Here is a 24,183-nt window from a genome sequence, read left to right as displayed (position 1 = left end):
ATAACCTGAGTAATAATTAGGCGCTGCTTTATTGCCCGGAATTCTTTGGCTCTTCCTTCATTTTGCGATGGCACTAAACACTCTCCCCCTGGTTTTGTTGCTGCTGGCGCTGCCACATGGCGGTATAGAGCCCCTCGCGTTCCAGGAGGTCTTTGTGCTTGCCACGCTCGACGATTTTGCCTTGATCAAGGACCAGGATCTCATCTGCGTCAATGACCGTGGAGAGGCGGTGGGCGATGATGACCGTGCTGTGGTTGGCCGAAAGCTCAAGAAGATTGGCCTGAATTTGCTTCTCCGTGTGGGTATCCAGGGCTGACGTTGCCTCATCAAAGAGAAAAATCGGGGGATTTTTCAATAGAGTACGGGCAATCGCGACCCGTTGCTTTTCGCCGCCCGAGAGTTTCAGGCCGCGCTCTCCTACACGCGTTTTAAATTTTTGAGGCAGGCTCATGATAAAGGTATGAATATGTGCATGGCGCGCCGCTCCTTCAATTTGCTTCTGGGTGGCCGCCGGATTTCCATAAGCGATGTTGTATTCAATCGTATCGTTAAAGAGGACAGTGTCTTGAGGAACGACGCCGATGGCTTTGCGCAAAGAGTGCTGAGTGACGCTGCGGATGTCTTGACCATCGATGGTGATACGCCCTTTCGTGACATCATAGAACCGGAAAAGGAGCCGCCCGATCGTGGACTTTCCCGCCCCACTGGAGCCAACAATCGCCACGGTTTTACCCGCAGGCAGATGGAACGAGATATCCTTCAAGATGGGGCGATCCGGTGCATAAGCAAAGCTGACATGGTCGAACTCAATCTCTCCGCCATTCACTTTTAATTCAAGTGCTTCCGGCAGGTCTTGAATCTCCTCTGGGACATGGAGCAGATCAAACATCTCTTCCAGACTCACCAGGGACAATTTCACTTCACGGTAGGCAAATCCGAGGGTGAAAAGGGGGATGTAAAGCTGTAGGAGGTAGGTATTCACGGCAGCAAAGTCACCGACGGTCATCGTTTGCGCTGTCACGGCTTGTCCCGCGATCATCATTACCGCTACCAACCCGAAAGAGATGATCACCGCTTGGCCAATGTTCAAAAAGGCAAGGGAGAGCTTGCTCTTGATGGCCGCAGTCTCATATCGCTTCAAGGCGGAGTCAAATCGAGAAGCTTCATGCGCCTCGTTGCCAAAATATTTGACGGTTTCAAAGTTGAGGAGGCTATCGATGGCTTTGGTGTGAGCCTCGGAATCCGTTGCATTCATGGTCCTGACAAATGTGATGCGCCATTCAGTAATCGTTAAGGTGAACAGGATGTAGGCGACCATCGTTAACAAGGTGATGAGGGAGAAGCGGTAGTCATAAAGAACCCACAAGACGATGCCGACGAGCAGAATCTCTACAATGGTGGGGATGATGTTGAAGGTCAAAAACTGAAGAAGCGTCTCAATGCCCTTCGTGCCACGCTCGATGGCACGACTTAGACCCCCGGTTTGGCGTTCTAAGTGATATCGTAAGCCCAACTGGTGCAAATGGTGAAAGACGGCCAGGCCCACTTGGCGCACGGCGCGTTGGGTAACAGACGCGAAAATGCCATCTCGAAGTTCCGCAAAAAGAGCCGAGACCAGACGCGCGAGGCCATAGGAGATAATGAGAATGACAGGAACAGTTATCAAGCCTTGGTGGGCGGGCGAAAGGGCGTCGATCGCATTCTTAAATATCAAGGGAACCAAGAGTGTTGCGCCCTTTGCCGTGATCAAACAGAGTATCGAAAAGATAACCCGTGCCCGAATTTGAGGCAGATTTTTCGGCCAAATATAGGGCAGCAATTTCCCAAGGGTGTGAATATCAGGCTTCCGGGGAAGGCTATTTGTATTTCGGTTCGTTGTCATGAATAACCTCTTTCTCGCTTGTAGCCTCATTATAGAGCTATTTTTTAAAAACGAAGCAATGTTTTTTCTTTTTTTTCCTGTTGTGTTAGGCTAGGGTGTGGAATTGTTATCAACAAGGATTGTTTTGAGATACCCATGTGTGAATTGAAATTCTGCATTTCAAAAGGTCAATCCCTTCTCACGTACTTAAAATAAAGTAGGAAGAAAGCATGAAACAATTGCAAAATGTGAACTTGTCCGCTGTTGCGGAGCAATTAGATTTTCCCCCTCAAGCTGAGGTGGCAAAATCGGTTGATGAGCGTTATGCCTATTGGCGGTTGCGTATCCTGTACAGCATGATTTTTGGATATTCGGCTTTTTACCTTGTTCGGTGGAATCAATTTTCGATAGCAATGCCTATTTTGATGGGGGAATATGAGTATACGAAAACCCAGCTGGGCGGCATCATCAGCATTTGGATGGTTGTTTATGGAATTGGTAAATTTGTGAACGGCTATTTCAGTGACCGCTCCAATGCCCGCTATTTTATGACCATAGGGTTGGTGGGGTCTGCAGCGACATGTTTTCTTTTAGGATTTGGCTCAAGCCTTTATTTCTTTGGTGTAGTATATGCCATTAATGCCTGGTTTCAATCTATGGGGTGGCCACCGATTACCCGAATGTTAACCCATTGGTTTAGCCCAACAGAGTTAGGAACCAAATGGGCATTCACCAGTGTGGCTCACCAATTGGGAGGAGCCGTCATCGTTTTTATGTCAAGCGTACTTATTGCGAATTTTGGTTGGCAATCCGCCTTTTTTGTCCCTGCCATTTTGGTCATGGGGGCTGCATGTTTTCTCTTTAACCGACTGCGCGATACCCCCCAATCGATCGGCTTACCTTCAATTGAACAACACAAAGGGTTGGTTAAGGATTCTCAAGAAGAGGAAGAGGAACATCTGCCTCCCAGAGAATTGATCCGGCTCGCGTTCAGTAATCATCTTCTTTACTATGTTTGTATGGCCAATATGTTCTTTTATATCGTTCGCTTGGGCATTTTGAGTTGGGCACCAACGTTTTTGAAAGAACTTAAAGGAGCGACCTTAATGACAGCCGGGTGGCAAGTCGTTGGATATGATCTTGCGGGCATTCTTGGGGGCGTGGCAGCTGGGTGGGTTTCCGACCGTTACTTTAGTGGTCGTCGGGGGCCCGTCAGTGTTATCTATATGACCCTTCTCATCGTCTGTCTGAGCTGTTTGTGGTGGGTACCTGCAGGCAATCAGCTCATGAGTGCCTTTACAATGATAGTTCTTGGCTTCCTTGTATATGGTCCTCAAGTCCTTGCGGGAGTTGCCTCTGCTGACATAGCATCCAAAAAGGCGGTCGGGATGGCCCATGGTCTTACAGGTACATTTGCCTATGTGGGGAGCGCCTTAAGCGGCATTTGTGTTGGTTGGATTGCTGATAATTATGGATGGAATGGTGGATTTATCTTCTTCATCACGGCCGCGCTTCTGTCTACATTCTTCTTCGCATTAACGTGGGGATATCGTGCCAAAGTGCTTGAGGAAGTCGAAACAGAGCTGTAAAATTCATACTTGAGGATGGAAGTCGGGATACTTTGATTCAAAGCATTTCTATTGTCCGACCATTTAATTCTTGAGGCTTGACACAGTTAATTGAAATCTCATTTTTTTTGTCTAGAAGCCAGGTGAACTTCTAGAGCCGTTTGGAGTTTTTTGTATTCCTCAGAATCTAAAGCGGTTTTCGCTGCTGTGTTTAATTTGAAAATATTATCTTTACCAACATCATCCAAATCAATTTTCTCTGGTAGATCTGGATTTAAACGGTAATAAGCAACGATATACCCATTTTGTTTGAGCTCTTCTAAATCTCGTTTCAACAATTCTTCAGCTTTTTTCTCGCTATCTTCCATAGCATTGGAAAAGGTATCTAATGCCCCTTTTAATCCGCCACTGCCACCACGCTTACTTTTCTCTTGAAACAAGGCCTTACCAGTACCAATAGAAACTATATTAATTTTTTTGGCAGCAGGATATATCTTTCTGGCTTCCATTAAAGCTTCATGGACTGGATTATTCGTGGTTACACCACCATCTACGAACTCCCGTGCTAAACCGCCATAGGACTTAGTGAGATGAGGAGGAAAATAGGTTGGTGCTGCGCTTGTTGAACGAGCACTGCGCCAAATAGGAAAATCATAAGCTGGATCTGATATCGCATGAAAAGACGAAATTATTTCTGTCCTTTTATTCTTCTTATCAAGGGTTGCCACAATAACCGGCTTAGTGGTTGCGCTCATAGGATATGTCCCAAAATATTTGAAGAATAGATTTTCAATATTTTCAGGCAGATAGGCGGCGTCTTTAGCTTGCCCATAAGTTTTTGTGATAAAGTTCATCGTTGGGAAGATACTATTCCCCTCTTGTAGATAGAGGTTGAGCACTTCTCCAGCTTGATGCGCTGCCACCTCAGAACCATATTGGAGTGGAATCGTCAGACCAAGGGCAATAATGCCTCCCGTAGACGTACCAGCAAATAAATCAAAGATTTCTGGAATTTTAACCTTTAACTTTTTCGATATATCATCAAGGACTGTCCCAGCGATAATACCCCTAATGCCGCCGCCATCGAGAGATAAAATCCATATTTCATCTTTTCTTTTGTAATTTTCTAATTTTTCTTTTAACTTCATCTCTACTTGATCTAGGTGTTCAAGCGTCCGATGGACAAATGTGCTATCACTCTTTATTAAATACTGAAGACATAAACTTTGAATTTGCTTGCTCAATTCAGCCATCTTCGTGACCCGAACTTCTGTTGGTTCTGTTGCGTACCTTTTATATAGGCCATAGGGGACTGAAATAACCAGAGCACCCAATTTCACGAGCGCATCTTTTACCCCTTCCACAACAGGCGGTTTTCCACCATTAAAGAAATGTTCATTAAAGGCATCAATGGCGAAGTCAAGAATTGAAAGGTGCTGGAGAATGTCTACAGCTAAGAGCTTATCCATAAGCCGAGCTTTCTGCTCATAGAAGGTCAACATCAAGGACTCCATTTCAACTTTGCTATTTGGCAAAGAGGAATAGGGTGGAAAACTTATTCCCCCTTGCGTTAAACCTAGCGACCAATAGATCCCATAGAGATTGTTCATATGCTCTTTTATTTTTGCTTCAATTTCCTTAAGGCTTAATTGAATTGATGAGGAGTCTTTGATCGCCTCTTCTAACATTCCGCGCTGGGCGCGTGTCACTTTGGTATAAGTAAAGCTGACTTTTGATTCTCCAAAAATCTTGTCAATGATAGAGACGATCTTTGTGACGATTACTTTTTGGCTCTCAGTATAGTCAACCCCCTTCTTCGCAGAGGATAAATAGCTGGAATATTCCCACAATGGTTTTTCTACTTCGGTAAGAGCCTTCTTAAGGATATGCAATAGTTCTAGATCATCCTGCGTAAGCGGTTCTAATTTAGCTAACTGTTCGTAGTTGTAATCACGTTGGGCGATTACCTCAATTTTTCGATTCAAAAGAAAAGTAATTCTTTGGATTAGCTTGGTGTATTTTTCCTTATTTTGCGGGCCCCGACTATCGAAATAGCGGAGCCTAGCCAAATCGAAATCGCCCTTATCACCTTTTCCAATTGTTAATTCTCCCAATAAGTGCTTTATTCTTTGTAAAGATTCATGTACCTCTCTTGGCAGCGTATAACGCTCATCCAAGTGGCGCGGGGAGCGCGGAGAGTCAGGGATTAGATCCACTCCTGAGACATTTAATGTCGTAGCGATTAGTATACAAGTTATTTTTAAGTTCATTGAAAAAGTATCTCTATATAAGGCCCATTTATTAACATCATACCATTAAGTAATTAAAACTAAGTTAACCCGCCTCGAACCTATTCAAAAAGTCACACAAAAGCACATGAAGCAGCATTAAGTTGGGGAGCAACTCAATTTGACTGCTATGCCTAGTGTGTACGTAGAAGTCTACTTTACGAAGTAAGTCCCCTTTTCCACTTTTCACTTTTGTGTATTTATTTCTTGAGTTAAGCGTATATGTCCTGTATATTTTTCAATCATGAAAGAAGAAACAAATTATCGGTCACAAGGGGCCCCTCTCAGCTTTCGTCCACCTAAGACAATTGTCTTGGTAGGCCTTATGGGAGCAGGAAAAACCAGCATTGGACGACGTCTTGCGAAACGACTCGAAGTGCCTTTTTTTGACTCAGACATGGAAGTTGAGTCAGCAGCAGGATGCCATATCAAAGAAATTCTCGATGTCTTTGGAGAAGATGCCTTCATTAATGGGGAGTTCCGTGTTATAAATCGACTCCTTGAACAGGAACCCCATGTTTTGGCAACCGGTGGCGGTTCATTTATGAATCCCGATACACGTGCCCAAATAAAAGATAAAGCCATCTCCGTTTGGTTGAAAGCGGACCTTGACACCCTCGTCGCCCGTGTTTCCAGGCGCACCGATCGGCCTTTATTAGAAGATTCAAGTCGCCATCGCGCAACTTTGGAAGATTTTATTTCCGAGCGTTACCCTATTTACGGGGAAGCCAATGTTGTTGTCCAAACCTTTGATGAACCAACCAACACCACCGTTGACCGGGTCATTGCGGCCTTAGCTGAGTATATTCGCGACAATTATCCAGCTCAGTACGTCTTGAAGGCTTTTTGAGGGTATCAGGTTCCAGAAATGGGGTCGATCTTTTAAGCTACCCTCACTCCCGCCCTTTCATTTCATAGTAAGCAAGCGCTTTTACACCGCCTGTAATGTGTGGCAACTCCAGAGCCTCCTGGATTGAAAACCACTGAGCACATGAATGCTCCTCTAAATTTAAGGAATAAGAGGGCAAGGTCAAAAATACCGTTCTAAATCTGTACAGAACAACATCTGCTCCATGGCGACGTACATAAATCTTTGGCAACTCCTTGAGTTGTTCCTCCCGTAGATGTAATCCCACCTCTTCAAACACTTCTCGAATAGCGGCCTTGCGGGGAGTCTCTCCTTCCTCAAGTTTTCCTGCGGGAACACCCCAGGTATCTCCAAGAGATTTATGAGGATTTCGCCTCAAAAGAAGTATTTTGCCTTTGCATTCGCAATAACAAGCAGCCGCAATAACACTCGTCTTGAAGTTCGGAGGTTGATCCAAGAAAATAGATGTTACCTTATTCATGGGGCATTCCTTTTTTGGTCTGTAAAATACCCATTTCCACTAAGAGGCTGATTACTTCTTCTCGGGTAATCTGCTTTTGAATGAAATCCTGTATTCTTTTCATTTTCCGACCTAGATTTTGTGGTCCGTCAATTACAGTTGAGACCAACACATAATTCGTACTCAAGGTAGTAAACTGGTACCTTGCCATGGGTAAGACGACATTGTTTAGTCTAAACACTAATGTCGATAGTAATTCATCAAAGTCAATGAGACTATAGAATATCTTAACACTTTCCTCAATTGAACTTCTGAGGAGGAGGGGACAAACCTCGTTTCCATTTGGGCCTACTTTAGGTTTCCAGGAGAGCCCAAGGAGTTCTCCTATCAAATTCTTTGCATAAAAGCTATGCCATTCAGAATAGGGATTCTTACCATAATTCAAACCAGACACATAACTAATGTAACAAGAATCAGGCGAAAGAGTACTTTCAAGTACCGATGCCAAGGTGCCAAAGATGTCATTGTAGTTCAAAAGCTTATGAGAGATTGTTTTGTGGATGCTTTCAACATTCTCCTTTTGGGCCGTTTGAAGATCTCCTTCTAAAGTTGTTTGGTGTATAGCGCCTGGATCACCCTGAGGGAGGATGGCACCATTTATTTTAATACTCCATAGCGCAATCGCTTCCGGATTCAAAACGTAATGATGACCCCCTTCGTTGACGCCAACTTTTGGTATGACAGACCAATTAATAGGCTTTGCTTGTTTTGTAAGAAGCTCTTGAAAGACGATTTCGGGGTCTAGGGGGGGAGGGGGGGGTTGATCAGCTTCAGCCAACGCGAACAGGCGATTGCAAGTCAAATACCATTCTCCCAGGCCACGATCGGTAAGTTTATTGAGCTCTCGAGGAACATGAGTAAAATCCTGGAGTTCTGTACCTTCATTATATTCTTCAATGAACTCATCTAATGCCCAAGTTGGGAGAAAGAGCATGAGAATGATAGAGAAAAGCAGATATTTGCGCGTATTTGCCATGGTCTATTTTCCTAGCCTCACTATATCTTGCTCACTAATAACACCAACCTCCCCAATAGGTCTAATGACTCGGTTTATGGGGATGAAGTCGTGTTTTTAACCCATTTGTAAGTAGGGTCTTAAGGGTGAAAAACAATGTTGCCTTTACTTTTTAACGCAAACTTTCTATGATTATAAAGGTACAAAGGATAAGAATGGGTTAAAAATGGCTAGAAACTTGATGGTGAAACGATATAAGAATGCTTTGGCCTTAGCCCTTATTTTAGGAAGTAGCATCTTCGCGTCCTCAAGTGTTTTAGCAGATAATGCGCCTTCTAATCTTTCGATAAATCCTTTTCAGTGCCGAACTGATTTAGAAGAGTTTTCTCTTCGATTAAGAAAATGCTCTAAGGAACGCCCGGATCAGGAGTACTATGCAAATCTGTATCAGGATATTCAGGAGTTTTTAAAGTCATTAGACCGTCATCCCCAGAATGCCTCTCATATTGACAAGTGCAAAAGTCTTTTGAGTGCTATTCATGCAATCGTTGGAAATCATGATACAGATCTTGCGCCCATGCCGGTCTATGTAAAGCCATATCCAGGAAGGTTAAGTCCAGGCTTAGAGACAACAGCCTCAAATAGACCATTACTGGTCCGTAATAAATCTATTCATTACGTTTACGTCAGTAAAGACCAAAAGGGCCAAAAGAAGACGGATAGTGAAGAAGAAGCTGCAGAAGAGATGACAGAGTTTCAGTTAGCCTCAACCACAGCTTCCCGTTCCTTGCGGACAAGAAAAAAAGAGAATAAAGAGCTTGAGTAGACTGTATACGTTACAATTAGACCCTATTTTCATTACAACGCAAATTTTTGATCAAGATTGTTGCCATAGATCATGACATTACTCCTTGGATTTATTATACTTTTATTACTCATTGGGATTGGGTTTTTATCAGCTTCCGAAACGGCGATTACCGCCGCCTCTAAGCCTAAGTTACATCATATGGCCAAACGCGGCGACAAAAACGCCCTGAACATTCGTTTCTTACAACAAACACCTGGTTTGACTTTGAGCGCCCTTCTGATGTGCGCCACTTTCTTTATGACTTTTGCGACTTCTCTTATGACGGAAGTTGTGGATCGGGTGTTTCAAGATGGCAGAGGGGTCATATATGCTCCGCTTATTATTGGCGGTCTGATCGTGATCTATGCAGAAACGCTGCCAAAAATTATTGCCGTAAATCAACCGGAACGCGTCGCCATATTTCTGGCCAAACCAATGGGACTTATTTGTAAGATTTTTCGGCCACTGACGGTAGCCATCAACTATATCGCGCGTATCACCCTACAACTGTTTCGCTTTCAAGTTCGGGTATCTTCCGCTTCCCATGCAACCTTGGAAGAATTACGCGGTGTCATAGACCTGCATCACGGTCCAGGGCAAGATGTGCCTCATGAACGGGCCATGCTCAAGAGCATTTTGGATTTGGGATCTGTCCAAGTAGGTGAAATTATGATTCATCGCAAAAACGTGACGATGGTCGATGCCGAAGACCCTCCAGAGGCGATCGTAGAACAGGTCTTGGCTTGCCCATTTACACGGGTCCCATTGTTTAAAGATGATCCCGACAATGTGATCGGTGTTATTAATGCTAAGGCTCTTCTGCGTGCTGTTCAAGCCCAAGACGGCAAAGTGAATCAATTGGACATCACGACCATTGCAAGCCCGCCTTGGTTTGTTCCTGAGAGTACAGATCTTCTGGAGCAGCTCCAAGCCTTCCGTAAACGTCGGGAGCACTTTGCCCTCGTGGTTGATGAGTATGGTTCCATCATGGGGATTGTGACGCTTGAAGATATTTTGGAAGAAATTGTTGGTGATATTTCTGACGAGCATGATGTGACCGTGCGCGGTGTTCGTGCCCAGGAAGACGGGTCCTATATTGTTGATGGAAGCGTCACAATTCGTGACCTCAATCGTCAGTTCGAATGGGACTTGCCAGACGAAGAAGCAGCAACCATCGCAGGTCTCGTATTATACGAAGTTCGACTGATACCAGAAGTTGGGCAAGCTTTTATGTTGGCAGGCTTTAAGTTTGAGATATTGCGCCGCCATCGCAATCAAATTACTCTTTTACGGATAACACCACCCCTTCGCGGATAAGAAATTTCAACCCCGCACAACTACGGTATGCGACGCTTTGTCGCGTACCATATGAGGTGTCTCTTAAGACCCACAGTTTCTTTAATATTTTTTCCCTACTTTGTACAAAATTTTAGGTAAATGAACACGCGGAGGTCAGAATTTGAAGCAATTTTTATTGCATACCAAAAGTGAACCTATTAATTATGAAGGTGTGGCTAAATCAAAAAAGTCACCAAGCATCTAGCGAAGATAAAATCTAAAAGGGGAGACAAAAAATGGAAAAAATCAACTACGAAGCTAATGTAAGTGCAGTCGCTTGGGGCCCAATGTTTGTACGGAACTAGATAGGTTCTCTATCAAGTTTTGAATGCAGGCTATCATGAAAAGCCTGCATGAGTAAGTAAGAAGTGTATGTAAGACAATATTTCAATACACTCTGACATAAAAAACTAAGTTTGAAATATTGAAGTAGACTTAATAGCCGGCTGTATTCTTTAAATATTTTAATGTAAATCTATATCTGATAGGATGATATCTAAGACATTTAAAGTATTCAATCTTTGAATAAATTAAAGTATTGTTTTGTTTAACAATGCACCTGTTTAATTTTGGCTTTATGTTTGTTTGTAATTAATATATGTGCCAATGTATTGTTTTACCTAGTTTTATAATGTTCGTGGCATTAATATATTATCTTAATTGTTAGATAATTTATGAATTTGAGTAGTTTTATAACTTTAACTTTCTTAGTTTCAATTAAATCAACAATTCCTTTGTCAAAATGACTAATGTAATTCTCTAATAATGATGTAGCAATTTACAATTGCTTTATTTTCTTAATTCAATTAAGCATATATCTCAGCTATTGTACCTTATGATTTAATTGTAACGGTCAGGTCGCACGGGGAGGATGCTTTTATGGACTTTAATTTAAATCATCTTCGATCCTTTATGGTTGTTGCGCGAAGGGGCAACCTCAGTGCTGCGGCAAAAGAGTTGGGGATGACACAGCCCAATTTGGGTCGTCAAATGACAGCGCTTGCAAAAGAAGTTGGCATGGAACTATTTGTTCGTCACTCTCGTGGGTTAGATTTGAGTCAACATGGTAAAGAATATTTTGAGTTGTGCCAACGAATTGTTGGAGAGTTAGAGCATGAGACAATCGTCATTCGTGAAAAGGATTCTGAGCCACAAGGGACCTTAAAAATTGTAACCGGTATCGGCACGACAGACATGATTATTGAAGCCCTTGAATTGTTCTCACATAAATTTCCAAAGCTACGTTACACCTTTTCGTCTATTACAGATATGTTTGAATTTAAAATTGGTGATGCAGACGTCGGTGTGCTTCCTATTTCTATTCATGATCCTGATATCGTACAACATCATTTAACCGATATGATACAGCGTATCTATGCGGCACCTAGATACCTCGAGAAGCATTCAACACCAAAAACGTATGCGGAATTAAAGGATCATCGGTTGATTGGGTATACGGGTGAGAATAAGGAAACACTGAACCTTCAAGTGGTCAAAGATAACGCTCCTGATCAATATGATCAGCCCTTTATTGGTGTGAATAATGGTTTGAACATGCGGGCGGCCTTGTTACACGCGTATGGTATTGGTGCTTACTATTATGACCGTCGGCTTATGGAAAAGAACCTTTTAGTCGATGTATTTCCGGATATGCCTGATCATCGGGTTCCTTTTTATTATACTTATCATAAACGTATGCAAGATTCTCCGAAGGTTCAGGCTTTTCATGAAGTTGCAAAAGAAGCCTTAAGGGTAATGGAGCGGTCATAATTATATTCCATAATAGAAGAAGTTGGGCAAGCCCCTATGTTGGTGGCCTTTTCCTATGAGAATTTACGCAGTCATTGCAATCAAACTGTCCTTTTACGAATGTTCCCCGTTTTGTCGTGTATAAGAAGTGCAATCCCATAGAATACGCTATGTGACGCTTTAACGCACATCGAATCAGTCGCCTCTTGGGGGCCAGTCTTATGCTAATATTTTGCCCCTACTTTGTACAAAATTTTATCTAAGTGGACAGGCGGGCACCAAAATTTTGAGCAAATTTTCTTGCATGGATATGGTGTAGCAATTAATTATGAAGATGTGGCGATTTCAAGAAGTCACAAAGCGTCTAAAAGACCTAATTCGTATACGTGGAGAAAAAAATGGAAAAAATTAATTTTGAAGCAAATTTAAATGCAATTGGTTGGGCTCCGATTTTTGTAAGAAACTAAGTGTGATATATAATATCATTTAGGTTTTAGTAATAAGACATCCTGAGAGCCTCACTAATATAGTGAAGTTTCTTTTAATGATTAATTAGTAAGCTGCAGGATATATATAAATTAAAAAGTTAGATATAGCAAACTAAATTAAATCTAGAAGCCGGCTTTATTTTAAGTATTAATGTTATACCTTATTGATATAAATGTAATTTAAGTTCTATATGCATTTTATTTTGAGAAAATGATGTCATTTACATCGAAGCCAACAATAGTCATATTTGATACAGTCAAGTATGATCATATGATGAACTGTATTAACCCTATTTATAGATAACCAAGCAGAAGAAATTCTATAAACTGTCATTAAGTTTAAGAAACAATATGCGAAGAAAAACTTTTTTCTTAGGTATTTAAATTTCAAAGCCCTCTTCAATATACGTCCCTATAATTAAACAATTTTCAATTTTTTATTATTTGTTATCACTTTCTTAAATATTTTGAGCTTAAATCTGTGTTAAGGTTTCACATGAATTAATTGCTTTGTATATGTCTTTAAGTAGGGGAGATGCTTTTATGGACTTTAATTTAAATCATCTTCGGTCCTTTATGGTTGTTGCGCGAAGGGGCAACCTCAGCGCTGCGGCAAAAGAGTTGGGGACGACACAGCCCAATTTGGGTCGTCAAATGACAGCGCTTGCAAAAGAAGTTGGCATGGAACTTTTTGTTCGTCATTCTCGTGGGTTAGATTTGAGTCAACATGGTAAAATTTATTTTGAGTTATGTCAGCGAATTGTTGGTGAGTTAGAGCAAGAGACAGCTGTCATTCGTGAGAAAGATGCTGAGCCACAAGGAACTTTAAAAATTGCCACTGGAATTGGGACAACAGATTTGATAATGGAGTCTCTTGAATCTTTTTCTCAAAAGTATCCAAAACTGCGTTTCAACTTTTCATCAGTCACGGATATGTTTGAATTTAAAATTGGAGATGCAGACGTTGGCGTGCTCCCACTTTCTATTCATGATCCTGACATTGTTCAACATCACTTGTTGGATATGATACAGCGTATCTATGCGGCACCAAGTTACCTCGAGAAGCATTCAACACCAAAAACGTATGCGGAATTAAAGGATCATCGGTTGATTGGGTATACGGGTGAGAATAAGGAAACACTGAACCTTCAAGTGGTCAAAGATAACGCTCCTGATCAATATGATCAGCCCTTTATTGGCGTGAATAATGGTTTGAACATGCGGGCGGCATTATTACACGCATATGGTATTGGTGCTTACTATTATGACCGTCGGCTTATGGAAAAGAACCTTTTAGTTGATGTATTTCCGGATATGCCCGATCATCGGGTTCCTTTCTATTATACATATCATAAACGGATGCAGGATTCTCCAAAGATCCTGGCCTTTTACGAATTTACCAAAGAAGCTCTTAAAGCTATGGAACGGCCTTAAAGGATATTTCAACTTTTGCTGATTAGGGATTCTTTCACATAAAAGAAGCTAGAAGCGCGAGTAGGGAAGGCCCGAGTTTTCAACTGTTTTCAAGCGATCGAGCGCACCTTGAAGGATATAGGTAGCAGCAAGCTTGTCAACCACCTCTCCGCGACGTTTACGGGACATGTCCGCATCAATTAGGGTGCGATTGACTGCAGCCGTGGAGAGCCGCTCATCCCACAAGGCTACTAATACTTCAGAAAGCTCAGATAAAGACCTTGCAAACTCACGCATTTTCTCCGCTTGGGGGCCATGGGATCCATTCATATTGACGGGCAATCCAACGACGATGCCGACAGCGTGGTATTGACTGGCAAGGCTCAACACAGAGGCAATATCTGCATTTTTGTTGGTCCGTCGGATGACCATAACAGGAGTGGCAATGCTCCAAGTTGCGTCGGAAATGGCGACACCAATGGTTTTCTCACCGAGGTCTATCCCTAAAATCCGACGGCCGCGTTCGCGATAGCTAGCTAAGTCTGTTATGTCATAAATGGGCATCATCTTCTCCTATTTTTTAATCGTAAGGGTGTTTCGCAATTTATTCCAGTACTCAATGCGCTTTTGGATATCTCGCTCAAAACCTCGTTCAACTGGATGGTAATAAGTCTGATGTCCTAGTTTTTCTGGAAAATAATTTTGTCCAGAGAAACCATGGGGGGTGTCGTGGTCATATTCATACCCTTGCCCATATCCCTCAACTTTCATGAGTGTTGTAGGCGCATTCAAAATATGTTTAGGGGGCATGAGAGAGCCTGAGTTTTTGGCAGCAGTTTCTGCCCCTTTCCATGCCATATAAACCGCATTCGATTTTGGAGCCGTTGCCAGGTAAGTTGCGGCGTTAGCGAGGGAGAGTTCTCCTTCAGGGGAGCCGAGTTTCTCATAACTCTGTTGCGCAGCGACAGCATGAATAAGAGCTTGGGGGTCTGCTAACCCCACATCTTCTGAGGCAAATCGCACCATCCGACGTGCAATAAAAAGAGGGTCTTCTCCCCCATGTATCATCCGGGCCATCCAATAAAGAGCTGCATCGGGATCTGATCCTCGCATAGACTTAATAAAGGCACTGATGAGATTATAGTGAAATTCTTGGGATCGGTCATATATGGCAGCTCGCTGTTGAAGAAGTTGGGCAAGATCATGTGGGGCTAATGGGTTATCAAGGGGTTGCTCTTGAATTGTTTCGATCAAATTGAGGAGCATGCGTCCATCCCCATCAGCGAGATGCACGAGACTTGATCGCCCTTCTGCGGTTAGAGGGAGGGGATGTCCTATATGTTCTTCAGAACGAAGAATAAGAGCCTCAAGGGCTTGCGGCTCGAGAGGATTTACCACGAGAACGCGGGCGCGGGATAACAAGGCTGAATTAAGGGAAAATGAAGGATTTTCTGTAGTGGCGCCAATAAGAGTGATCACACCACTTTCCATCGGCCCTAACAGAGCGTCTTGTTGAGACTTATTGAAGCGATGGATTTCATCAATAAATAATATTGTGCTTCCTGCCTTTGAAGCGCCTTCAAATACCTTGCGCAAGTCAGCCACACCAGCAAACACAGCGGACAGTTGTATAAAGGGTTGGTCTCGTTCTTGGGCAATGAGGCGTGCCAGGGTTGTCTTACCAGTCCCCGGAGGGCCCCAGAAAATGAGAGAAGGCAAGCGGGGGGTCTTTAAGAAATGATGGAGGGTCCCCTCAGGTCCCGTTAGATGTTCTTGTCCCACAACCTCATTTAAAGTTGATGGGCGCATGCTTTCTGCAAGGGGGGTTATGTATTCCGGTGTTTTGAGCGCAAATAAATCTGTCATTGTCTTGTATTCACCTCAATTCGACGATTACCTTGACGAAAAATAATGGATCCTGGATTTTGCAAATTAGGTATTGCTTCAAATAAGTCTTGTACAGATTCAATTCGGCGTTGATTGATTTGTTCAATACAATCACCTTGGTTCAGTTTTAACTGGAGGGCTATCATGTTCCTTCCCGTATCTGTGATGATGATGCCTCTTTCGGGTGTCCCGATCGGTAGTTGGTATTCGGAAACGAGGGCAGGGGAGAGATTGGCAACTTCAAGATCTCCCAACAAAGGGATTTCTTTTGGAATTCGACGCGTATCAGGTTTAGGAATCGCAGGAGGGGAAATGGGTTGGAATGAAACTTGAAATGGGTTTTGATTACGCACAACATCAAGAACAATGTTTTGTCCAAAAGGAATAGATTGTATTCGATATATAAACTCCTCTGGATTTGACAAGGTTTGCCCATTTATACCAGTTATGACATCACCTTGAGCAAGACCGGCGGGTTTCGCAGGGCTCAAGGGATGAATGGAGGTAACCAGGACGCCTTGCGGTGTTTGCAACATAAGGCTAGTGGCCAAGTCAGTCGTTAAGCGTTGGCCATCAATTCCAGCCCAGGGGCGTCGAATTACCCCCCCATTGTTAATGCTGTCGAGGAGGTTTTGAATAAGAGTTGCTGGAATGGCAAAGCCAATTCCGTGGCTGGAGCCTGTTTTTGATAAAATGGCATTGGGGATCCCAATCAATTTTCCATTCATACTGATCAAAGCACCTCCAGAATTTCCGGGGTTGATGGGAGCATCTGTTTGGATCAGCATCCGTCCCCGAACATTTCGAGCGATGGCGGATACGATTCCATTGGTTACGGTCTGTCCGACGCCAAAAGGATTCCCAATAGCTAAAAGAAGATCGCCAACTTCAACGTTGTTGGTTTCGAGTACGACAACTGGCAGAGCCGATGGGTTGTTGAGTCCGATTAAGCGTATGGCGACGAGGTCGTTTGCCTTATCTTTGGCGATGATCTGCCCCTCAAATTCCCGGTTATCACTCAGCTTGATGCTTATTTTTTCAGCATTATCAACAACATGGGAGCATGTAACAACAATCCCACTTGCATCAACAATGACACCAGAACCAAGGGATCTTGTTACATTTGGAGCTTGAGAGAGTTGAGGGTTAGAAGGGTCAACGCCAAAGAAAAAATTAAAAAAGGGGTCATTGCCGAGGAGTGAGTTGGAAATGTTCATTTTTTGGGAGGTAGAGATGCTCACAACAGCCGGTGCTGCCATTTTTACGATCGGCGCATAACTGACATTAAAATTAGCTGAAGGCACGGAAAAAGACGACCCTATCGTAAATAAAACGATGAAAAGCACTAATAGAGACTGTTGACGCATGATTCCTCCTATACAACTTTTAATTCTACCATAAAATAGTTAAAAAGGGGTTAGATTCTTTACTATTGCACAAAGCTGATTGCTTGATTTCCGCCATAGATTTGTTGTGGAGAAAGTTAGATTGTTTGCTTAAAGTTAAAATTACTAATGAAGAATTAATTTGAAATTTTATCCAGTTTAGTCCCCACGCCTTGTTGACAACCTCCTCATTATCAAAGAATATAGTTATACCACCAAGAGGGGCAACGTGTCGTAGATTTAGAGTCATCCGTGAATGATTTTGAACCAAGAATTTTAGGCGGTATATCTGCTTAAATAGCCCATTTGTGGTGCAAAAATTATATATTGGTTGCGAGTTTGTTATGCTTATTTACACATTCTATAAGCGTGTTTCCAACTATGTATAAAGTAATTTCGACAAGAAGCATTCTCTGGAGATGATGAGAAATCTGCATGATGTTTTTTTTGACAACATGATTGAATAATGAGTTCGCGTAAGGGGCAAAATATGTTTACGGAAATCAACGCTAATAATTTAAACGCGTTGTGTTGGGGGAGTAGTTTCCTTGGTTCTGGAGGGGGAGGGGATCAAGAACACTTGAGACCTACTGTTCAAAGAGCTTTATCAAAGTGGGGCCCAATCCCACTCTTAACATTGGCAGATTTAAAAGATGAAGATTTAGTTGCTGCTATGATTCTCTTTGGAGCGGTTCTTCCCTTGGAGAGGCGACAGACATCAATGCTTCAAATGCGCCCCGTATTGGATATGGTGATAAAGGATTTGGGCAAACCTCTGAGAGCCTTAATGCCCGTAGAAGTTGGTGGGGCCAATGCTCTAACCCCTTTTTGTGTAGCGGGTGATTTTGGCTTACCTGTATTAGATGGTGATTTAATGGGCAGAGCATTTCCTGAAATATCTATGATTAGTCCTAACGTGTTCGATATGTCCCCAAAGGCAGCCTATATAGGAGACCTTGAAAATGGCAGATTGAGTATGCTTATGAGCTCCTCTTACACAGATCTTGAGGCAGAGGGTCGAGCTCAGGTTGAGTTTTATCCAAACTCTACTGTCTTGTTGATCCCTATTGTTTTGACTGGACGGGAGGCAAAGAATGTTGCCCTGCCTGGGACGGTTTCTCAAGCTATTAGAATTGGCATGCAGGTAGGGCTTGATGATCTCATTCAAATGGTTGATGGACAGATTCGATGTGAGGGAACCATTCGAGAGTGGTCTTATGAATTGAAAGGGGGCTTTCTCATGGGCAAACTTGTGCTTCAGACGAAAGAGAAGGATATCATTCATGTGAAGGTAAAGAATGAGAATCTCCTCCTAACGGACGCACAACACAATGCTCTAGCAAAATCTCCAGATATCATTAGCATCTTGCGTAAACACGATTTGAAACCCATTTTAAGTGATAATATCACTGTTGGCGAAGAAGTGGTTTGCATCACCTGTAAGGGGCCGGATTTGTGGTATACAGACAAAGGGTTATCATTGAGCCGTGCAACCGTAGCTACTCTTTAAAAACCAAGGGTTATACATTCTACCACCCCGGAATGACGGCGCCTTTATACTTTTCCTCAATAAATGTGCGAATTTCGGGTGTATGGTAGAGCTTCACAAATTTTTGAATATCCTCTTTCCCTTCATCTTGGGTACGCACAACGAGAACATTCACATAAGGGGAATTCTTATCTTCTTGGACGATGGCCGATTTGGGGTTGAGTCCAGCTTGAAGGATCCAATCGGTGTTGGTGATAGCAGCATCCACATCTGGAAGCGAGCGGGGTACGAGAGCGGCTTCGATTTCGACGAAAGAGATGTTCTTTGGGTTTGAGGTGATATCTAGAATGCAAGGATTGGCAACGTCTTTTACTTCAATCACACCGTTCTTTGCCAACAATTTCAGGGCACGGCCCCCATTTGTGGGATCATTTGGGATAATGATTTTGGCCCCCTTCGACAGCTCATTTAAGGATTTTAGTTTGGATGAGTATAACCCCAAAGGCATAATAACCGTTTTCCCAATTGCCTTAAACTTATAGCCCCGCGTGTCGATTTGGCCATTCAGGTATTGTTCATGTTGAAAGCTGTTGAGGTCAATATCACCGGCACTCAAAGCTTCGTTGGGAAGAATAAAATCATTAAATTCAATGATTTCAACGTTCAAGGACTGTTTCTTTGCAAGCTCACTTAACTTATGGATAATATCCGCATGTGGTCCCGCAGTGACGCCGACCTTTAAGGCGGGGGCAGAGAGTGAAAAGAAGAGCGTGGCAAAAAGTACAGAAAAAGTTTGTTTCATCTTTATAAATCCTTTATTTAGCAAGCCGTCGAGAGATAAAGTCTCCCATCATTTGAATTCCTTGAACAAGAATAATCAAAATTACAACTATAATCATCATTAATGTGAAGTCATAACGTTGATAACCATACCGAATAGCCAAATCTCCTAACCCGCCGCCGCCCACGGCACCAGCCATAGCGGAGAAACCAATCAAATTAATCAGAACCGTCGTGATGCCAGCAGTCATTGAGGGCATGGCTTCATAAAGAAGGATCTTGGTGATGATTTGTCGTTTGGTGGCGCCCATGGCTAAACCAACCTCGATCAATTCGTGTTTAATATTGCGCAACGAATCTTCGACCATTCGGGTGACAAGCAAGGCTCCTGCCAAGCTTAAGGGAATGATGGCGGCAAGCGTTCCAATAGACGAGCCAACCATAAGGCGTGTTATGGGCATCATAAGAACGACCAAAATAATATAGGGGATAGACCGCATGGCGTTAATGCACCCGCCAAGTACATGATTTATCAACCCATGAGGGTAAAGACCATCAGGGCTCGTTATCGTTAGCAATACAGCAAGCGGTATACCCACTAAGATCGATATAAGGGCGGAGGCACCCACCATGAGAATCGTCTCTAACAAGGATTGAAGAAGGAGGGATGTCATGGCGCGGGTATATATCCTAATATTTCTGCAGCTATTTTATGGGTACTAAAATAGTTTAAGGCTTTGGTTAATAAAGATTCTCTTTGGGAGAGGTCATCGGTTGGCATTGTAATAACCAACGATCCAAAGGTGACTTCTCGTATGTGTCCTAAGTTGCCAGCAATGATATTGATCGGAACGTTATACATTTGAACAATGGAAGCAATCGCAGGTTGAGACGCTGTTGAGTCTGAAAACAAGAGACGCAATACGACATGGTCTCCCTTTTGAGGTGCTGCATGTAATGAATCATGAATCGCACGGGGCAAATCTTTGGTAAACAAGTGGCTAACCAATGATTGTGTGACTTCGTGTTTTGGTTTTAAGAGGATCGATTCGACAGACCCCATCTCAACAACTTTACCCTGATCGAGAACGCAGACTTGGTCGCAAATTTCACGAATGACGGACATATCATGGGTAACAAGAACAATTGTTATGCCAAGACGTTGATTCAAATCGCGCAATAGCATCAGAATTTCTAAGGAAGTTTCTGGATCAAGAGAACTCGTAAACTCATCACACAAAAGCAAAGTCACATCAGACACAAGAGCCCTGGCGATTGCGACCCGTTGGCGTTGGCCACCGCTGAGCTGGCTGGGGTAGGCATTGTGTTTGTCACTTAACCCAACAAGGTCTGCAATTTGACGCGTCTTTACGGTAATTTTATCAGCAGAAACACCCATGAACTCTAAGGGCAGAGCTATGTTTTGAAGAACGGTGCGGCGGCTGAGGAGATTGAAACTTTGAAAGACGGTGCCCATTTTGTGTAAAATTTCTCGTCTTTGAAGTTTCGTTGAATGCACCAGGGATTGTTTATGAATAAAAATTTCCCCCGCGGTGGGTTTTTCTAATCCATTTAAGCAGCGTAAGAGCGTACTTTTTCCAGCCCCACTGCGTCCGATGATGCCAAAAATCTGACCCAGCGCTACAGAAAAAGACACATCCTTCAGAACATCCAAGGATCCTTGGCCTGATTGATAGGTTGTCCGAATACCGGCGACTTTAACGGCAAAATTGGTGATTATTAAACTCCAAATTTTTCTTAAGAATTACTATTTTCTGAATAAAAGGACATTACAGGCTTTCCTTATGTATAGGCGATTTTCTGGGGTGCTTCAAGGATAATTGATGGAACGAGATGACTTTGAGATAAGGTCGAGGTTGATGAATAATTTGAGGCCAAGACCGTTGGGGGTGTGAATGGCTTTTGCTATTATGGGCTTCTTTATGTTGATCAACTCTATATTGTAGAAGCATATCGGGGACAAGGTTGGGGCCAAAGATTAATCAAGGCCGCCGAAGATTTTCGGGTGGAACAAAGGAGCACCATGTTTCCCCGAACCACCATGGACTGGGAAGCCAGGTGCTTCTATGAAAAGTTGGGTTACGAAGTTACATCTTCTTTCACGTCCTATGATAATTTTTGTAAATTAATAAGATTACTGAAAAGAATAATATCTTAAAACAACTCTCTGTCGTCATTAAGCCTACGCTCCTCGCAATGACGGCCATAGCTATTTTTGTGGATCTAATTTCATGAAGAGTTCTCCTAATTATAACCTATTGAGGGTTAGTTGTCCTAGCTTTGGAATAAATTGAACATTCGTTCAAGAAAAGTGTTGACAGATTTCCCCGTGAATGTATAAATGGATATTGGTTGAACAATTGTTCAACTAACTTGGAAATTTAAAGGAGATGAAGATGCAATACGGTAAATTATATCTTGGAACGCTCGTCCTCTATGTTGTCCTGATTAGTTTGGTGTGGCATGAAGCTCACGCAATGGTTCCGCAACAGGAAACTAATTCTCTCAGACACTCTCTTTTTTATAAGACAGGCGAAGCGCGTTGAGGATCACGGACACAGAGCTCAAGGTCATTGCCATACTTGCAACAATAGGGGTGAGAAGCCATCCAAACAGGGGATACAAAAGGCCTGCGGCGAGGGGGATTGAGAGAGTATTGTAGAAAAAGGCAAGGAAGAGGTTTTGACGAATATTCCTCATGGTCGCTTGACTGAGGTGTCGCGCGCGCAAAATTCCCATCAAGTCCCCTGACATGAGCGTAATGCCGGCACTCTCAATGGCCACGTCTGTTCCCGTACCCATAGCAATACCAACATCAGCTTGCGCCAGAGCTGGAGCGTCATTGATGCCATCCCCGACCATTGCTACTTTGTGACCCTGCCTTTGAAGCTCCTCAATAATATGATGTTTATTCTGAGGGAGCACTTCCGCCTCGATATGATCAATGCCTACTTCCCTAGCGATGGCATGGGCCGTTATCGTATTATCGCCAGTCACCATAATAACTTGTATGCCTTGCTCCTTTAATACTTGGATCACATAAGCCGTTGTTGGTTTGATAACATCAGCTAAAATTAAGATGCCCACCATCTTGCGGTCGACCCCCAGCAGCATGACCGTTTGTCCCTTTGCACGTGCCTTTTCAATGCCCGGGTGGATAAAGGTCATTTCAATACCTAAATCTTGCATGAACGCCATATTCCCTAAGGCAACTTCATGGTCATCAATAATTCCCCTCACGCCTTTGCCTGTGAGGGACTGAAAATCTGAACATTTTGACAAGTTCAAGTTCTCCTCTTGAGCGGCCCTTATAATGGCTTCAGCCAAAGGATGCTCACTTCCCTGCTCTAAACTTGCGGCAAGGATCAGCAGGGCATTGCGTTTATCTCGGCCTAAAGGAATAAGATCAATAAGGTAAGGTTTTCCCGTGGTTAACGTTCCTGTTTTATCAATAACAAGAGTGTCGACGGTTTCCAATGTTTCCAAAGCTTCCGCATTTTTCACCAACACACCAACCCGTGCCCCACATCCCGTTCCGACCATAATGGACATCGGTGTTGCTAATCCGAGCGCGCAAGGGCAGGCGATGATGACAACGGCCATGCTGGTCATGAGAGCATGAGCGATCTTTGGATCCGGCCCGAAGATGTACCAGCCTGTGCCCGTCAGGAGCGCAATGAAGATAACCAGAGGTACAAAATACGCAGAAACAGTATCCGCCAGCCGTTGAATGGGGGCGCGCGTGCGTTGGGCCTTTGAGACCATCTCTACTATTCGAGACAATACCGTATCCTGTCCAACAGCCGTTGCGCGCATGATAAAGGACCCCGTCCCATTGAGGGTGCCACCCATCAGGACATCACCAGGGCCTTTGATAACGGGGACGGGCTCTCCGGTCATCATGGATTGGTCAATCACGCTTGACCCTTCAGAAATCACTCCGTCCACCGGGATCTTCTCTCCAGTGCGCACACGTAACAGATCCCCTGCCATGACTCTTTCTAACGGGACATCATATTCTTGGCCCCCCTTCACAAGGCGACCCGTTGGTGGCGCCAAGCCGAGAAGCCGTTGAATTACTTGACGTGTGTGGGAGCGTGCTTGTAATTCAAATACTTGGCCTAAGAGAACAAGAGTTGTGATGAAGGAAGCCGCTTCAAAATAAACATCAAAAGTGGAACCTCTAAAGTTCAATAGCAAAACCACAACACTATAAAGGTAGGAAACCCCAACCCCCATCCCAATGAGGGTGAACATATTTAAATAGCGATCTCGAACGGATATCCAAGCGCGTTGAAAGAAAGGCCACCCACACCCCAAAACGACAGGGGTCGCAAGGAGGAATTGGAGTCCTTGACCATAAGATGTATGCGACAAAAAGCGAATCCAGCTTAAGGGCAGAACGTGCCCTCCCATGGTGAGAAGAAGCAAGGGAATGGACAGAGAGGCAGCCACCCAAAATCGCGTCGTCATGTTTTGGTATTCTAGATCGTCATCGCTCGCCAAAATACTTTCCGGCTCAAGAGCCATGCCACAGATAGGGCATGCGCCAGGGCTATTTTGGTGGACTTCGGGATGCATGGGACAGGTATAGACTAGCGGGTTGTCCATCTTTTTATCAAGGCACCTTTCTTAAGCGAGGCATTGTATACTACTTAGCAAATTTACACGACTTATTCTATACGCTTTACGATATGACAAATCCCATAATCCCTTAACCTTGCTA

The 24,183-nt window shown here is 43.4% G+C and carries 19 protein-coding genes; 8 read left to right on the top strand and 11 right to left on the bottom strand.

Going from position 1 to position 24,183, the window contains the following annotated elements:
• Nucleotides 1–73 precede the first annotated feature (73 nt).
• Nucleotides 74–1,882: an ABC transporter ATP-binding protein/permease gene (locus K2Y18_04965; protein MBX9805090.1), complete on the bottom strand. Its 1,809-nt coding sequence runs from the start codon at nucleotides 1,880–1,882 to the stop codon at nucleotides 74–76.
• Nucleotides 1,883–2,091: 209 nt separating this feature from the next.
• Between K2Y18_04965 and K2Y18_04960 the strand changes: the two genes are divergently transcribed.
• On the top strand, nucleotides 2,092–3,450 hold the full coding sequence (locus K2Y18_04960; GenBank protein ID MBX9805089.1) for an MFS transporter: 1,359 nt from the start codon (nucleotides 2,092–2,094) through the stop codon (nucleotides 3,448–3,450).
• Nucleotides 3,451–3,548: 98 nt separating this feature from the next.
• Here the strand turns inward: K2Y18_04960 and K2Y18_04955 are convergent, their stop codons facing one another.
• Entirely contained in the window at nucleotides 3,549–5,699 is a 2,151-nt protein-coding gene (locus tag K2Y18_04955; protein MBX9805088.1) for a patatin-like phospholipase family protein, read from the bottom strand.
• Between the two features lie 262 nt (nucleotides 5,700–5,961).
• On the opposite strand from K2Y18_04955, the gene K2Y18_04950 reads away from it, so the two are divergent.
• Nucleotides 5,962–6,567: a shikimate kinase gene (locus K2Y18_04950; protein ID MBX9805087.1), complete on the top strand. Its 606-nt coding sequence runs from the start codon at nucleotides 5,962–5,964 to the stop codon at nucleotides 6,565–6,567.
• Between the two features lie 43 nt (nucleotides 6,568–6,610).
• Here K2Y18_04950 and K2Y18_04945 read toward each other — a convergent pair whose 3' ends face one another.
• Both K2Y18_04945 and K2Y18_04940 read right to left on the bottom strand, forming a co-directional pair.
• Nucleotides 6,611–7,066 (bottom strand): NUDIX hydrolase, encoded by a 456-nt coding sequence (locus K2Y18_04945; protein ID MBX9805086.1) that lies wholly within the window; start codon nucleotides 7,064–7,066, stop codon nucleotides 6,611–6,613.
• Complete coding sequence (locus tag K2Y18_04940; GenBank protein MBX9805085.1) at nucleotides 7,059–8,081, bottom strand: hypothetical protein; 1,023 nt, start codon at nucleotides 8,079–8,081, stop codon at nucleotides 7,059–7,061. Before K2Y18_04940 ends, K2Y18_04945 begins: the two co-directional genes overlap by 8 nt.
• Nucleotides 8,082–8,286: 205 nt before the next feature.
• Here K2Y18_04940 and K2Y18_04935 point away from each other — a divergent pair, with 205 nt between their 5' ends.
• The 4 genes from K2Y18_04935 (at nucleotide 8,287) to K2Y18_04920 (ending at nucleotide 13,916) form a co-directional block, all read left to right on the top strand.
• Nucleotides 8,287–8,886, top strand: coding sequence for a hypothetical protein (locus K2Y18_04935; GenBank protein ID MBX9805084.1), 600 nt, complete (start codon nucleotides 8,287–8,289; stop codon nucleotides 8,884–8,886).
• Between the two features lie 72 nt (nucleotides 8,887–8,958).
• Nucleotides 8,959–10,224 carry a CNNM domain-containing protein gene (locus K2Y18_04930; protein MBX9805083.1) on the top strand — a complete coding sequence of 422 codons (1,266 nt, stop codon included), beginning with the start codon at nucleotides 8,959–8,961 and terminating at the stop codon, nucleotides 10,222–10,224.
• Between the two features lie 900 nt (nucleotides 10,225–11,124).
• Nucleotides 11,125–12,015 (top strand): LysR family transcriptional regulator, encoded by an 891-nt coding sequence (locus K2Y18_04925; GenBank protein ID MBX9805082.1) that lies wholly within the window; start codon nucleotides 11,125–11,127, stop codon nucleotides 12,013–12,015.
• A 1,010-nt stretch (nucleotides 12,016–13,025) separates the two neighbouring features.
• On the top strand, nucleotides 13,026–13,916 hold the full coding sequence (locus K2Y18_04920; protein ID MBX9805081.1) for a LysR family transcriptional regulator: 891 nt from the start codon (nucleotides 13,026–13,028) through the stop codon (nucleotides 13,914–13,916).
• Nucleotides 13,917–13,964: 48 nt separating this feature from the next.
• Here K2Y18_04920 and ruvX read toward each other — a convergent pair whose 3' ends face one another.
• The 3 genes from ruvX to K2Y18_04905 are packed head-to-tail and all read right to left on the bottom strand — an operon-like array spanning nucleotide 13,965 to nucleotide 17,149.
• Entirely contained in the window at nucleotides 13,965–14,459 is a 495-nt protein-coding gene (gene ruvX / locus K2Y18_04915; protein MBX9805080.1) for a Holliday junction resolvase RuvX, read from the bottom strand.
• A 9-nt stretch (nucleotides 14,460–14,468) separates the two neighbouring features.
• Entirely contained in the window at nucleotides 14,469–15,761 is a 1,293-nt protein-coding gene (locus K2Y18_04910; protein MBX9805079.1) for a replication-associated recombination protein A, read from the bottom strand.
• Entirely contained in the window at nucleotides 15,758–17,149 is a 1,392-nt protein-coding gene (locus K2Y18_04905) for a trypsin-like peptidase domain-containing protein (protein ID MBX9805078.1), read from the bottom strand. The genes K2Y18_04910 and K2Y18_04905 overlap by 4 nt, the downstream gene beginning before the upstream one ends.
• 508 nt (nucleotides 17,150–17,657) lie before the next feature.
• Here K2Y18_04905 and K2Y18_04900 point away from each other — a divergent pair.
• Nucleotides 17,658–18,677 carry a DUF917 domain-containing protein gene (locus K2Y18_04900; protein MBX9805077.1) on the top strand — a complete coding sequence of 340 codons (1,020 nt, stop codon included), beginning with the start codon at nucleotides 17,658–17,660 and terminating at the stop codon, nucleotides 18,675–18,677.
• 19 nt (nucleotides 18,678–18,696) lie between these two features.
• On the opposite strand, the gene K2Y18_04895 is transcribed toward K2Y18_04900, so the two are convergent.
• The 3 genes from K2Y18_04895 to K2Y18_04885 are packed head-to-tail and all read right to left on the bottom strand — an operon-like array spanning nucleotide 18,697 to nucleotide 21,111.
• A complete protein-coding gene (locus K2Y18_04895; protein ID MBX9805076.1) occupies nucleotides 18,697–19,458 on the bottom strand; it encodes a MetQ/NlpA family ABC transporter substrate-binding protein in 762 nt (253 codons plus the stop codon).
• A 13-nt stretch (nucleotides 19,459–19,471) separates the two neighbouring features.
• Nucleotides 19,472–20,110 carry an ABC transporter permease gene (locus K2Y18_04890; protein ID MBX9805075.1) on the bottom strand — a complete coding sequence of 213 codons (639 nt, stop codon included), beginning with the start codon at nucleotides 20,108–20,110 and terminating at the stop codon, nucleotides 19,472–19,474.
• Nucleotides 20,107–21,111 carry a methionine ABC transporter ATP-binding protein gene (locus K2Y18_04885; protein MBX9805074.1) on the bottom strand — a complete coding sequence of 335 codons (1,005 nt, stop codon included), beginning with the start codon at nucleotides 21,109–21,111 and terminating at the stop codon, nucleotides 20,107–20,109. Before K2Y18_04885 ends, K2Y18_04890 begins: the two co-directional genes overlap by 4 nt.
• Before the next feature lie 237 nt (nucleotides 21,112–21,348).
• On the opposite strand from K2Y18_04885, the gene K2Y18_04880 reads away from it, so the two are divergent.
• Nucleotides 21,349–21,615, top strand: a complete 267-nt coding sequence (locus K2Y18_04880) for a GNAT family N-acetyltransferase (GenBank protein ID MBX9805073.1) — start codon at nucleotides 21,349–21,351, stop codon at nucleotides 21,613–21,615.
• Between the two features lie 347 nt (nucleotides 21,616–21,962).
• On the opposite strand, the gene K2Y18_04875 is transcribed toward K2Y18_04880, so the two are convergent.
• The gene (locus tag K2Y18_04875) at nucleotides 21,963–24,068 is read right to left on the bottom strand and encodes a copper-translocating P-type ATPase (protein ID MBX9805072.1); all 2,106 of its coding nucleotides are present in this window, start codon (nucleotides 24,066–24,068) and stop codon (nucleotides 21,963–21,965) included.
• Between the last annotated feature and the right edge of the window lie 115 nt (nucleotides 24,069–24,183).

It is taken from the genome of Alphaproteobacteria bacterium, assembly GCA_019746225.1.
Lineage (GTDB): Bacteria > Pseudomonadota > Alphaproteobacteria > Paracaedibacterales > VGCI01 > VGCI01.
This window is presented reverse-complemented; position numbering and strand designations above follow the sequence as displayed.